This window comes from Streptomyces sp. NBC_01775 (genome assembly GCF_035917675.1).
Taxonomy (GTDB): Bacteria; Actinomycetota; Actinomycetes; order Streptomycetales; family Streptomycetaceae; genus Streptomyces.
Genome location: NZ_CP109104.1, coordinates 2,937,989 through 2,951,867, shown reverse-complemented (window position 1 = coordinate 2,951,867; position 13,879 = coordinate 2,937,989). Strand labels below are relative to the sequence as shown.

The window sequence follows — 13,879 nt, the reverse complement described above, 5'->3', positions numbered from 1 at the left end:
GCAGAGGCTAGCAGGGGCGCAGCCACACCGTGCCCAGCGGCGGCAGGGTGGGCGCGACCGAGCGGCTGCGGCCGTACGCGGCGGTGTCGTCGACGGTGAGCGTGCCGGGATTGACGACCCCGCCACCGCCGTAGCGGGCCGCGTCGGTGTTCAGCGCCTCGCACCAGGAGGCCCACCCCTCGGGGACGTCGAGCCGGTAGGAGCGGCGGACGACGGGCGAGAAGTTGCCGACCGCCACCAGCGGGCTCCCGTCGGCCGCGAACCGGAGGAAGGCGAACACGTTGTCCTCGGCCGCGTCGTCCACGATCCAGGAGAAGCCCGAGGGCTCCGTGTCGCGCTCCCACAGGGCCGCCGCCGCCCGGTACTCGGTGTTCAGGTCCCGCACCAGGTCCCGCACCCCGCGGTGGTCGGGCTCGGCGCTGTAGGACGGGTCCAGCAGCCACCAGTCGGGCCCGTGCCCCTCGGCCCACTCGGCACCCTGGGCGAACTCCTGCCCCATGAACAGCAGTTGCTTGCCGGGGTGCGCCCACATGAAGGCCAGGTAGGCGCGGTGCGTGGCCCGCTGCTGCCACCAGTCGCCGGGCATCTTGGAGACCAGGGAGCGCTTGCCGTGCACGACCTCGTCGTGCGAGATCGGCAGGATGTAGTTCTCGGAGTAGGCATAGACCATGGAGAAGGTCATGTCGCCGTGGTGGTGCTTTCGGTGCACCGGCTCCTTGCCGGCGTAGACGAGCGAGTCGTGCATCCAGCCCATGTTCCACTTGAATCCGAAGCCGAGCCCGCCGAAGCCGCCCTCTCCCACATGGTGGGTGGCACGGGTGACCCCCGACCAGGCGGTGGACTCCTCGGCGGCGGTGATCACGCCGGGGCAGCGGCGGTAGACGGTGGCGTTCATCTCCTGGAGCAAGGCGACCGCGTCCAGGTTCTCCCGCCCCCCGTGGACGTTGGGCGACCACTGGCCCTCCTCGCGCGAGTAGTCGAGGTAGAGCATCGAGGCCACCGCGTCGACCCGCAGGCCGTCGATGTGGAACTCCTCGCACCAGTACACGGCGTTCGCCACCAGGAAGTTGCGCACCTCGCGCCGCCCGAAGTCGAACTCCAGGGTTCCCCAGTCCGGGTGCTCGGCGCGCTGCGGATCCGCGTGCTCGTACAGCGGCGTCCCGTCGAACGCCGCAAGCGCCCACTCGTCCTTGGGGAAGTGCGCCGGCACCCAGTCCATGAGCACCCCGATCCCGGCCCGGTGCAGCGCGTCGACCAGGTGCCGGAAGTCGTCGGGGCCGCCCAGCCGGGCCGTGGGCGCGTAGAAGCCGGTCACCTGGTAGCCCCACGAGCCCCCGAACGGGTGCTCGGCCACCGGCATCAGTTCCACGTGGGTGAAGCCCAGGTCCCTGACGTACGCCGGGAGCTGCTGGGCCAGCTCGCGGTAGCTCAGCCCGGGGCGCCAGGAGGGCAGATGCACCTCGTAGACGGACAGCGGTTCACGGTGCGGGGTGGCTTTGGCGCGGCGCTCCAGCCAGTCGGCGTCGCCCCACTCGTAGCCGGAGACCTCCACCACGGAGGCGGTCGCGGGCGGGCACTCGGTGCGCCGCGCCATCGGGTCCGCCCGCAGCGTGTGGCTGCCGTCGGGGCGCGCGAGGTCGAACTTGTAGAGCGCGCCCTCCCCGACGCCGGGCAGGAACAGCTCCCACACCCCCGAGGCGCCCAGCGACCGCATCGGCGCGGCGGTGCCGTCCCAGTAGTTGAAGTCCCCGGCGATCCGCACCCCGCGCGCGTTGGGCGCCCACAGGGTGAAGCGGGTGCCCGCCACGCCCTCGTGCGTCATGGGGTGCGCGCCCAGCGCCCGCCACAGCTCCTCGTGCCTGCCCTCGGCGATCAGGTGCAGATCCAGCTCGCCCAGCGCGGGGAGGAAGCGGTACGGGTCGCCGGTGCGTACGTCGTCGAGGCCGGGCTCGGCGCCGTAGCGGATCAGCAGCTCGTACTCGGGTACCGAAGCCGGTGCGAGCGGGAGCACTCCGCCGAAGAACCCGTCGCCCTCGTCGGTCAGTTCGGCCCGCAGGCCCTTGGCGACGACGGTCACGGCACGGGCGTAGGGGCGCAGCGTGCGGAAGCGGACCCCGCCGCGCACCGGGTGGGCGCCCAGCAGCGCGTGGGGGTCGTGGTGGGTGCCGGCCAGCAGCCGCTCGCGGTCCGCCTCCGCCAGTGGCTGCGCGGGACGCGTCCCGCGCCCGGCGCCGTTCCGAGCCCGCCGGGCCGCCGGCCTACGCGCCTCGGGCACGGGCTCGCCGGCCGCCGTGTGGCCGGGCACGTCCGCGCCGTCCGGACAGGGCTCGGCGGGACGGGGCTCGGCGGACGGGGGGCCGCCGGTCCGGTCGCCGGTCCCGCGCAGGAACGTGGCGGGGATCGTGGCCGGGGGCTGGTCGGGAGTCACGGTGTGCGCCTCCAGGTCGGTGCGTCGGGGGTGGTGGGAGTGGGTCGGGTGGGGAGCGTCCGGGCGTCAGGCGTCCGGACGAAGAATGGTTCAGCCGCTCCAGGGGGTGCCGGGCGCGGCCAGCCGCCGGATCGCCGCCATCGGAATGCCCAGCCACGCGGGCCTGTTGCGCGCCTCGTACAGCACCTCGTAGACGGCCTTGTCCGTCTCGTAGGCCCGCAGCAGCACCGCGTCCTCGCGCGGGTCCGCGCCGCCGCCCTCGGCGTAACCCGCGCAGTAGGCGGCCCTGTTGGTCCGCGCCCACGCGCTCGACCAGGCGTCGTCCGGGCCCGCGCCGTGCTGGCAGGCCGCGTAGTCGAAGGAGCGCAGCATCCCGGCGATGTCCCGGACGACGGGCTGGTGGGCGCGGCGCTCGGCCAGCGGCCTGGCGGGCTCGCCCTCGAAGTCGATGAGGGTCCACCCGCCGCCCCCCTCGCCGCCCTGGCTGCCCTCCCCGCCCTGGCCCCTGCCCTGGCTTCCCTCCTGGCCGCCGTCCCCACCGCCGTCGGCGCCCAGCGCCTGCCCCAGGTGCAGATCGCCGTGCACGCGCTGGGCGGGCCGGGAGCCGCCCACGGTGCCGAGGTCGGCCAGGTCGCGGTAGGCGTCCAGCAGCCCGTCGCGGTAGGGACGCAGCGCGGGCACCGCCGCGCTCGCGGCCTCCAGCCGGGACGCCATCCGGTCGGCCTGCCGCTCCAGCTGCGTGCCCCGGAGGGTTGAGGTGGGCAGCGCCTCGGCCAGCACGGCGTGCACCCGCGCGGTGGTGCGGCCCAGCGCGTGTGCGGGGCCGGTGAAGTCCCGGCGTGCGGCCAGGGCCCGCAGCGCGAGCTGCCACCCGTCGCACGTGCCGGACAGATACGGCTGGAGCACGCCCAGAGTCATCGAACGGGAGTGCTCGCGCCCCTCCGCGCCCCGGCTCCCCGCGCCCCCGCTCTCCTTCCCCCCGCTCTCCGCGCCTCCGCTCTCCGGGCTCGGCGACGGCGGGGCCGGGCGCGACGGCGGCGCCGTCGCCTCGAACCAGGCCGTGGGCGCGGGCACATGCGGGCAGCCGTGCCGGGCCAGCGCCAGCGGCAGCTCCAGATCGGGGTTGACGCCGGGCTCGACGCGGCGGAAGAGCTTGAGGATGACGGAGTCGCCGTAGACGACCGAGGAGTTGGACTGCTCGGTGCCCAGCGGGCGCGGGGTCGGCCCGGCGGGGATCACCGCGTCCGGCTCCCGCGAGAACCGCAGCGGGCCCAGGCTGCCGGGCACCCGCAGCCGCTCCAGCAGCAGCGTGGTCAGCCGGGGGTCCTGGAGCGCCTCGTAGACGGCGCGCCCGCGCAGCGGCCCGGTCGAGGGCCGTCCGATGAGGGCGGGCGCCAGCTCCGGGGGCAGCACGTCCCGTACCCCGAGCAGCAGCTGATAGCAGTCCCCGCCGCCGCGTGCGTGGGGCCGGCTGAAGGGCTGCGCCGACTGCTGGGCGCGTACGAGGAGATGGAGCAGGCCCGGGGTGGCGCCGCCGGAGCGGCACGGCAGCATTTCGGCCGCTGCCACCAGCGAGAACCCGGTCAGCGGGCGTCCCTTCCCCGCGAACCAGCGCTGCCGAGGCAGCCACTCCAGCAGTGGCGGGGACAGGGAGCGCAGCACCGCTGTGCCGCCGGGGTCGCCGTGTGCGCCGGTCGCCGGGGTCGCGGCGAGGGGCAAGGAGCTGTCCGACATGGCGTCCTTTCCCCGGGCACACGAAAGGTACGCAGAGTGTCCCGGATTGCGAGGTCTGTTGTCCGGGTGTGCTGTGCCGTGTCGAGCGTTTTTCTGTCCCTGTCCCTCACCGGCCTCCGGCCGGGGCAGCGGCCCCCTACGACTTCCTCAATCGGAACCAGTAGAAACCATGACCCGCCAGGGTCAGGAGATACGGCAGTTCGCCGATGGCGGGAAAGCGGACGCCGCCGATCAGTTCGACGGGGATCCGGCCCTCCCACGCGCGCAGATCAAGTTCGGTCGGCTGCGGGAAACGCGAGAAGTTGTGCACGCACATCACCAGGTCATCACCCCCGTCCGGGAGCCGCGATTCGCGCAGGAATGCCAGCACCGAGGGGTTCGAGGAGGACAGCTCCTCATAACTGCCGAGGCCGAATGCGGGATTCTGCTTACGGATCTCAATCATCCGCCGCGTCCAGTGCAGCAGCGAGCTGGGTGAACTCATCGCCGCCTCGACATTGGTCACCTGGTAGCCGTGCACCGGATCCATGATGGTCGGCAGGAACAGCCGCCCCGGGTCGCAGGAGGAGAAGCCCGCGTTGCGGTCCGGCGTCCATTGCATCGGGGTGCGCACCGCGTCCCGGTCGCCGAGCCAGATGTTGTCGCCCATCCCGATCTCGTCGCCGTAGTACAGGATCGGCGAGCCGGGCAGGGACAGCAGCAGTGCCGTGAACAGTTCGATCTGCTTGCGGTCGTTGTCCAGCAGCGGGGCGAGCCGGCGGCGGATGCCGATGTTGGCGCGCATCCGCGGGTCCTTGGCGTACTCCGCGTACATGTAGTCGCGCTCCTCGTCGGTGACCATTTCCAAGGTCAGCTCGTCGTGGTTGCGCAGGAAGATGCCCCACTGGCAGCCGGAGGGAATCTGCGGGGTCTTGGCGAGGATTTCCGAGACCGGATAGCGGGATTCGCGGCGCACCGCCATGAAGATCCGTGGCATCACGGGGAAGTGGAACGCCATGTGGCACTCGTCCCCGCCCTTGGTGTAGTCGCCGAAATAGTCGACCACGTCTTCGGGCCACTGGTTCGCCTCGGCCAGCAGCACGGTGTCCGGGTAGTTCGCGTCGATCTCGCTGCGCACCCGCTTGAGGAATTCGTGCGAGCGGGGCAGGTTCTCGCAGTTCGTCCCCTCTTCGGCGTAGAGATAGGGGACGGCGTCCAGGCGGAATCCGTCGATTCCCAGATCCAGCCAGAAACGCAGCGCGGAGATCATCTCGTCCTGGACGACCGGGTTCTCGTAGTTGAGGTCCGGCTGGTGCGAGAAGAAGCGGTGCCAGTAGTACTGCTTGCGTACGGGATCGAAAGTCCAGTTGGACACCTCGGTGTCCACGAAGATGATGCGCGCGTCCTGGTACTGCTTGTCGTCGTCCGCCCAGACGTAGTAGTCGCCGTACGGTCCTTCCGGATCGCGCCTGGACTCCTGGAACCACGGATGCTGGTCGCTGGTGTGGTTCATGACCACGTCGATGATGACCCGCATGCCCCGCTGGTGCGCGGCGTCCACGAACTCGACGAAGTCCGCGATGTCGCCGAACTCGGGGAGCACCGCCGTGTAGTCGGAGACGTCATAGCCCCCGTCCTTCAGCGGCGACTTGAAGAACGGCGGAAGCCACAGGCAGTCGACGCCCAGCCACTGCAGATAGTCGAGCTTCGCGGTGAGCCCTCTGAGGTCTCCGATGCCGTCGCCGTCGCTGTCCTGGAAGGAGCGGACGAGCACTTCGTAGAAGACCGCGCGCTTGAACCACTCCGGGTCGCGGTCCTTGACGGGTGTGTCCTCGAAGGTGTCGGGGACGGGCTCATTGACGGTCATGAGTGGGTGACCCTCCGGTCGGTGAGGACGGTCGCAGGGTGCAGATGTGCGCAGGGGCCGGGGAATCACCCCCGGGCACCAGGCGCACATAGTTGTCCCTGCCCCAGTGATAGGTCTCTCCGGTGAGCTGATCGCACACCGGGAAGGACTCCGCACCGCTCATCTGAGCGGCACTCAGTCCGGATGCTTCGAATTGCGCCATGTCCAACGACACCGTCGCCTCGTGGGTGTGGTGCGGATCGAGGTTGACCACGACGAGAACAGTGTCGGCGTGAGGGTGCGCGCAGTGCTTCGAATAAGCCAGCACGTTCTCGTTGTCGGTGTGATGGAAGCGCAGGTCACGAAGCTGCTGGAGCGAGGGGTGGCGGCGCCGCAGCCGGTTGAGCGCCGTGATCAGGGGAGTGAGGGAGCGGCCCGCACGGTCGGCCGCCGTCCAGTCCCTGGGCCGCAGTTCGTACTTCTCGGAGGAGAGGTATTCCTCGCTGCCCGGGTGCAGCGGGGCGTTCTCGCACAGCTCGTAGCCCGCGTACATCCCCCACGAGGGCGACAGCGTGGCCGCCAGCACCGCCCGGATCTCGAAGGCGGGGCGCCCGCCGTCCTGGAGGTAGGCGTGCAGGATGTCCGGGGTGTTCACGAAGAAGTTCGGCCGCAGGTACGCGGCGGCCTCGCCCGTCAGTTCGCCCAGGTACTCCGTCAGCTCCTGCTTGGAGTTGTACCAGGTGAAGTAGGTGTACGACTGCTGGAAGCCGGTCCGCGCCAGCGTGTGCAGCATCGCCGGGCGGGTGAACGCCTCGGCGAGGAAGAGGACGTCCGGATCGGTGCGGTTGATCTCGGAGATGACCCGCTCCCAGAACGCCACCGGCTTGGTGTGCGGGTTGTCCACCCGGAAGATCCGCACTCCGTGGTCCATCCACAGCCGCAGCACCCGCAGCGTCTCCTCGACGATGCCCCGGTAGGCGGCCGGGCCGGCGTCGAAGTCGAGGGGGTAGATGTCCTGGTACTTCTTCGGCGGGTTCTCCGCGTGGGCGATCGTGCCGTCGGCACGCTTGCGGAACCACTCGGGGTGCTCCTTGACCCACGGATGGTCGGGGGAGCACTGGAGCGCGAAGTCCAGCGCCACCTCCATCCGCAGTTCGCGGGCGCGGGCCACGAAGCGGTCGAAGTCCTCGAACGTGCCCAGGTCGGGGTGGATCGTGTCGTGGCCCCCGGCGGCCGAGCCGATCGCCCAGGGGGAGCCGACGTCGTGCGCCGAGGCGGACAGCGCGTTGTCCGGGCCCTTGCGGTAGGCGTCCCCGATGGGGTGGACCGGCGGCAGGTACACCACGTCGAAGCCCATGGCCGCCACCGCGTCCAGCCGCTCGGCCGCCGTGCGCAGCGTGCCGCTCACCGGCGGCTTTCCCGCGCGGACCACCGCGCCCTCCGAGCGCGGGAACAGCTCGTACCAGGACCCGAACAGCGCGCGCCTGCGCTCCACTTGGAGCGCCAGGGGGCGCGAGGAGGAGACCAGCTCGCGCAGCGGATGGCGCTCCAGGACCGCGGTGACCTCGGGGTTGAGGGCGGCGGCGAGCCGCGCCGCGACCGGCCGCGCGGCGTCGCGCAGCGCGTCGGCCGCCTCCAGCACGACCGCTCTGCCCTCGCGCTTGGGCACCCGCGCCGCCGCGCGCTCGTGCAGCACGGCCCCTTCCTCCAGGGTGAGTTCGGTGTCGATCCCCGCCGGAATCTTGATCTTCGCGTGCTCGCGCCAGGTGCTCATGGGATCGCTCCAGGCCTCGACCGAGTACGTCCAGCGGCCCTCCGCGTCCGGGGTGACCTCGGCGCCCCAGCGGTCGGTCCCGGGCGCGAGTTCGCGCATCGGGGTCCATGGCCCCGCGCGCCCCGCGGGCCCGCGCAGCACCACGTTCGCGCCGAGGCTCTCGTGGCCCTCCCTGAAGACGGTGGCCGAGACCTGGAAGGTCTCGCCTGTCACGGCTTTGGCTGGACGGGTACCGCACTCGACGAGCGGCTGGACATCGAGCACGGGAATGCGACCGATCATGGGCTCACCTGGGGGTATAGCGGGAGATGACGGGATGTCCGTACTTTGTATCCGCTCTGCGGACGGCTTCCGGGCCGTGGGCGTGACGCTTCCTGCGCGCGTTCACCCGGGTGGAGGGTCCGTCGCTGCCCTGTCCGTTCGACGGTACGGGAAGGAGCCCGTCCCGCAAGGGGCGTGGAGGGGCCTCGCACAGGGAAGGGGAGTTCGCGCCGACCGCATGGCGACGCGAGACGGTACGCACAGCGGCGCGGGCGGCCGTGGTGCCGGAACACCACGGCCGCCCGCGCGTTTGGACGCCGGCACCGGCCAGGTCACCCGGGCCGGTCCGGACCGTTCAGGTCACTCGTAGGAGATGTCGCTCTCCTTGTAGAGACAGGTCTTGCCGTCGGGGCCCTCGCCCGTCTCCTCGGGCTCGTCGCCCGAGTCGTTGCCCTGGTAGCGGACGCAGGGCTTGATCTTCTGGTCCTCGTCGCCGAGGATCCGGATCCTGCTGAGCTTCGCGGTGTCGCCGTAGTTCTCGTTCACGCCGACCAGTGACTTGCCGGGCGCCGTCACCTCGATGTTGTTCAGCTCGACGTGGCGGTCGGTCTGGTCGGAGCAGTTGCCGCAGGAGCGGACGAGCTTGCCGAAGTCCTTGACCGCGAAGTCGTTGACCTTGAGCGTGCCGCCGCCGTTGAACTGAAGCACCTTGTCGTCCGCGCCCCGGGCGCCGCCACCGTTGATGTTGTACGTGGCGTTGTCGCCGCCCCGGAAGGTGGCGGCGTCCTCGCCGACGTCCTCCCACCACACGTTCTCCAGGGTGCAGGAGCCCTCGCAGTGGATGCCGTCGGCGGCGGGGGAGCCGATGATGACGTTCTTGAGCGTGGTGCCGTCGGCCAGCTTCAGGATCGGGTCCTGGCCCTCACCCTGGCCGCCGCCGCCGAGGTCACCCTCACCGAAGTACCGGACCATCTTGCCGTCGACCTCGCCGCTGAGCTCCTGCGTCTGGCTGACGCCCTTGTCGCCGCTGGGGGTGGGCCACTCGGCGGCCGAGGCGGTGGACATCAGCGAGGTGCTGGTGAGGGCACCGGCGACAAGGACTCCGGCGCTGAGGCTGCCGACGATCGTCTTGCGCTTGGTGAAGAACTTCCTGCGGTGGTTCTTGGCCATTTTCGCGATTCCATTTCGTGGGGAATGGACGGTCACTTGTGGGGGGTGGTGATCTTCGGCCTCGGCGCCTTCTTCATGCCGTCGCCGAGGAAGAAGCTGGTGTGCGGCGGCTGGTTGTAGCCGGTGTTCTGCCAGGCGAGACCCGTGCGGTACATCGGGTCGTGCAGCAGCGTGGTGATCCGCTGGTCGGTCTTGTGCGGCGTGGAGTAGATCCGCAGCGCGGTGTTGTCCGCGGTCGGCAAGGCCAGCTCCTCGCGCCAGTCGCCGAGGATGTCGCCGGACAGCGACGGGTTGGCCTTGGAGCCGTTGTTGGAGTGCGTGCCCTGCGCTGTCAGCAGCCGGCCGTCGCCGTACTTGTCGATGCGCGTGCCGTCCAGCAACTCGCGGGTGGGGTCGCCGTCCCACCAGGACAGGAAGTTGATGCTGCCCGGCTTGTCGCCCGCCGCGTCCCCCGCGGCATCCCGCATGGAGCCGTCGGCCGCCGACCACATCTCGGGGCCCGGGTTGTCGGCGGTGATGTCGGCGGCGACCCCGCGGCCGTTGTCGGAGCCGGCAGGGGTGTCCCAGAGCTTCTCGCCGTTGGCCGGGTCGAGATAGAGCGAGCCGGGCCGGCTGGAGTCCTCGGAGACCTTGAAGTACTCCAGGCCCTCGTGCCGCGGGTCGAGGTCGCCGATGTGCTGCGCGTCGCCGTGACCCGTACCCGCCGACCACAGCCCCGAGCCGTCGTCGTCCACGGCCATCGAGCCGAAGACGACCTCGTCCTTGCCGTCCTGGTCGGCGTCCGCGATGGACAGGCTGTGCGAGCCCTGGCCGCCGTAGCCCTTGTGCTTGTCGCTGTCGAAGACCCAGCGCTGCTTGAGCGACGTGCCGTCGAAGTCCCAGGCGGCGACGACGGACCGGGTGTACATGCCGCGCGACATGATCAGCGACGGCTTCTCGCCGTCCAGATAGGCGGTGCCCGCGAGGAAACGGTCCACGCGGTTGCCGTAGTCGTCGCCCCAGTCGCCGACCTTGCCGCGCCCGGGGACGTAGTCCACGGTGTCGAGGGCCGAGCCCGTCTTCCCGTTGAACATGGTCAGGAATTCGGGCCCTTCGAGGACGTACCCGCCGGAGTCGCGGTGGTCCGCGCCGGCGTCCCCGATGACCTTGCCGGCGCCGTCCTTGGTGCCGTCGGCGGTCTTCATGGCGACCTCGGCCCGGCCGTCGCCGTCGTAGTCGTACACCTGGAACTGGGTGTAGTGCGCTCCCGAGCGGATGTTGCGGCCCAGGTCGATCCGCCAGAGCTGGTCGCCCTCCAGGGTGTAGGCGTCCACCACAGTGCTGCCCGTGACCCCGGATTGGGAGTTGTCCTTCGCGTTGGTCGGCTGCCACTTCAAGACGAGGTCGAGGTCGCCGTCGCCGTCCAGGTCGCCGACGGAGGCGTCGTTCGCCTCGTAGGTGTAGCCGTCGCCGCCCTTCGGCGCCTTGATGGGCACCTCCAGCGATCCGCCCTCGCCCGTGAACCGCTTCGCGGGCTTGGAGGGGTCCTGCTCCTTGCCGTCCACGACGGCGGCCACGGTGTACTCGGCGCCGGACTCGGCGCCCTTGTCGAGGAAGTTGGTCGAGTCCTCGACGGGCTGCTCGGTCAGCTTGGTGCCGCCGCGGTAGACGTTGAAGGCCACGGCGTCCGGGTCGGTGCCGAGTAGCCGCCAACTGACCAGGTTGCCCTCGCCCGTGGGCACGCTCACGGCCCCGCGGCCGAGCGCCTCGACCTGTGCGGCCAGGCCCGCGCGGGCCCGGCCGTCCGCCGCGGAGCCCGAGCCGCCGTCCTCGGCCGCGTTGGAGATCGCGGTCAGTCCGCCGGCGACCACGGCGCCCGCGACGGCCCCGGTCAGGAGCCGGGAGCGGCCGAGTCTTCGTTGTCTGCTGTGGGGGGAGGTCATGCGCACTCCTCGGAACGGGCGGGATAGGAAACAGGGAAGGAGCAGCGCCGCCCTGCGCTGTCATCCACCAGTCGCCACCGTGCGCCGAAAGGTTGCCGCCGCCTTGAGACGGATACGGTCGGGATGTGAAGGCCATTCGACGTTTCTCTGTACGCCCCGTCCTTCCCGAACCCCTCCGGCCGCTCAACGAGCTGGCCCGCAACCTGCGCTGGTCCTGGCACCGCGAGACCCGCGACCTGTTCCGCTCCGCCGACCCCGAAGGCTGGGAGCGCGCGGGCGGCAACCCCGTGAGACTGCTGGGCGCCGCCTCGCCCGAGCGGCTGGAGCGGCTGGCCGGGGACCGGGGTTTCCTGCGGCGGCTGGCCGTGGCCGCCGGCGACCTCCAGGACTACCTGGGCGAGCCCCGCTGGTATCAGCAGGCGGGCGAGTCACTGCCCTCGGGCGTGGCCTATTTCTCCCCCGAGTTCGGCATCACCGGAGCCCTGCCGCAGTACTCGGGCGGTCTCGGCATCCTCGCGGGCGACCATCTGAAGGCCGGCAGCGATCTGGGCGTCCCGCTCATCGGCGTCGGCCTGCTCTACCGGCACGGCTACTTCCGGCAGTCGCTGACCGCCGACGGCTGGCAGCAGGAGCACTATCCCGTCTTCGACCCCAACGAGCTGCCCCTGAACGTCCTCAGAGAACCCGAGGGACACACCCCCGTCCAGGTGGAGCTGCGGCTGCCCGGCGGGCACGCGCTGCGCGCCCACATCTGGCAGGCCCAGGTCGGCCGGGTGCCCCTGCTGCTCCTGGACTCGGACGTCGAGGAGAACGCGCCCGGCGAGCGCGATGTCACCGACCGGCTGTACGGCGGCGGCAGCGAGCACCGCCTCCTTCAGGAGATGCTGCTGGGCATCGGCGGCGTACGCGCCGTACGCGCCTACTGCCGTGTGACGAACCACCCCGAGCCCGAGGTCTTCCACACCAACGAGGGCCACGCCGGCTTCCTCGGCCTCGAGCGCATCCGCGAGCTGCGCGCGGCCGGACTCGGCTTCGACGCCGCGCTGGAGACGGTCCGGGCCGGCACCGTCTTCACCACTCACACCCCCGTCCCCGCCGGGATCGACCGCTTCGACCGCGAACTGGTCGCCCGGCACTTCGGCGACGACGGCGAGCTGCCGGGGCTGGACGCCGAAGAGGTGCTGCGACTGGGCTCGGAGGACGACCGCCGCTTCAACATGGCCGTGATGGGCCTGCGCCTGGCCCAGCGTGCCAACGGCGTCAGCACCCTGCACGGCGAGGTCAGCCGGGGCATGTTCGCCGCACTGTGGCCCGGCTTCGACGCCGCCGAGGTGCCCATCGGCTCCCTCACCAACGGCGTCCACGCGCCCACCTGGACGGCGCGCGCCGTGCCCGCCGACCCGGGCGCCGCCAAGGACGCCGAGCTGTGGGAGATGCGCCGTACGCTGCGCGAGGAGCTGGTCCACGAGGTGCGCGCCCGGCTGCGCGCCTCGTGGCGGGAGCGCGGCGCCGCACAGGCCGAACTCGGCTGGATCGACACCGTCCTGGACCCCGATGTGCTCACCATCGGCTTCGCCCGGCGCGTGCCCTCCTACAAGCGGCTCACGCTGATGCTGCGCGACCCCGAGCGGCTGCGCGCCCTGCTGCTGCACCCCCAACGCCCCGTCCAGATCATCGTCGCGGGCAAGGCACACCCCGCCGACGACGGCGGCAAGCGGCTCATCCAGGAACTGGTGCGCTTCGCGGACGACCCGCGCGTGCGCCACCGGATCGTCTTCCTGCCCGACTACGGGATGACGATGGCCCGCAGGCTCTACCCCGGCTGCGACGTATGGCTCAACAACCCCCTGCGCCCCCTGGAGGCGTGCGGCACCAGCGGCATGAAGGCCGCGCTCAACGGGTGCCTCAACCTGTCGGTGCTCGACGGCTGGTGGGACGAGTGGTACGAGCCGGACTTCGGCTGGGCCGTCCCCAGCGCGGACGGCGCGGCGGCCGACGACGAGGAGCGGCGCGACGACATCGAGGCCGCCGCGCTCTACGGCCTGGTCGAGGACCACATCGCCCCCTGCTTCTACGACCGGACGCCCGGCGGAATCCCGGGCCGCTGGGTGGAGATGGTCCGCCAGACCCTCACCCGGCTGGGCCCCAAGGTGCTGGCCGAGCGGATGCTGCGCGCGTACGTCGAGTCGCTGTACGCACCGGCCGCGCTGGCCCACCGCGAGCTGGAGCCCGGCGCCGCGGCCTCGCTGGCGGAGTGGAAGGCGCGGGTGCGCGGCGCCTGGCCGGGGGTCGCCGTCGATCATGTGGAGACGGCGGGGGACTCGGGCGGCGGCGAGGCCCTGGAGGTCGGCTCCTGCCTCACGCTGCGGGTACGTGTGGCGCTGGGCGGCCTGGCCCCCGACGACGTGGAGGTCCAGGCGGTCGCCGGGCGGGTGGACGGCGCGGACCGCATCGAGGGTGCCGACGCGGTGCGCACCCCGCTCAAGCCGAGGGGCGGGCCCGACCTGGAGGGCAAGTGGCGGTACGAGGGCCCGCTGGCGCTGGAGCGGACCGGGGCCTACGGCTACACCGTGCGCATCCTGCCCACGCACCGGCTGCTGGCCGCCGGCGCGGAGATGGGGCTCGTCGCCGTTCCGCCGGAGAGCGCCGGGGCGGCCCCCGAGGAGACGGGCGGGGTGCTCATGCGGTGACCGGCGGCCCGTACGGCACAGGGCCCCGCCCCCTGGAGGCGAACTCCAGCGGGCGGGGCCCTTCGGCGTGCGGGG

7 protein-coding genes are annotated in these 13,879 nt (G+C 71.6%); 1 reads left to right on the top strand and 6 read right to left on the bottom strand.

Annotation, left to right across the window (positions count from 1 at the left end; all coding sequences use genetic code 11):
• Positions 1-7 precede the first annotated feature (7 nt).
• The 6 genes from glgB to OHB04_RS13050 all read right to left on the bottom strand — a co-directional run bounded on the left by glgB (position 8) and on the right by OHB04_RS13050 (position 11,114).
• On the bottom strand, positions 8-2,428 hold the full coding sequence (gene glgB / locus OHB04_RS13075; protein ID WP_442814831.1) for a 1,4-alpha-glucan branching enzyme: 2,421 nt from the start codon (positions 2,426-2,428) through the stop codon (positions 8-10).
• Between the two features lie 90 nt (positions 2,429-2,518).
• The gene (locus OHB04_RS13070; RefSeq protein WP_326687855.1) at positions 2,519-4,162 is read right to left on the bottom strand and encodes a maltokinase N-terminal cap-like domain-containing protein; all 1,644 of its coding nucleotides are present in this window, start codon (positions 4,160-4,162) and stop codon (positions 2,519-2,521) included.
• A 136-nt stretch (positions 4,163-4,298) separates the two neighbouring features.
• A complete protein-coding gene (gene treS / locus OHB04_RS13065; protein WP_326687854.1) occupies positions 4,299-6,008 on the bottom strand; it encodes a maltose alpha-D-glucosyltransferase in 1,710 nt (569 codons plus the stop codon).
• Positions 5,995-8,043: an alpha-1,4-glucan--maltose-1-phosphate maltosyltransferase gene (locus OHB04_RS13060; RefSeq protein ID WP_326807490.1), complete on the bottom strand. Its 2,049-nt coding sequence runs from the start codon at positions 8,041-8,043 to the stop codon at positions 5,995-5,997. Before OHB04_RS13060 ends, treS begins: the two co-directional genes overlap by 14 nt.
• 339 nt (positions 8,044-8,382) lie before the next feature.
• Entirely contained in the window at positions 8,383-9,192 is an 810-nt protein-coding gene (locus OHB04_RS13055; protein WP_326687852.1) for a pectate lyase, read from the bottom strand.
• 32 nt (positions 9,193-9,224) lie between these two features.
• Complete coding sequence (locus tag OHB04_RS13050; RefSeq protein WP_326687851.1) at positions 9,225-11,114, bottom strand: rhamnogalacturonan lyase; 1,890 nt, start codon at positions 11,112-11,114, stop codon at positions 9,225-9,227.
• Positions 11,115-11,239: 125 nt separating this feature from the next.
• On the opposite strand from OHB04_RS13050, the gene glgP reads away from it, so the two are divergent.
• A complete protein-coding gene (gene glgP, locus OHB04_RS13045) occupies positions 11,240-13,804 on the top strand; it encodes an alpha-glucan family phosphorylase (RefSeq protein ID WP_326807489.1) in 2,565 nt (854 codons plus the stop codon).
• Positions 13,805-13,879 lie beyond the last annotated feature (75 nt).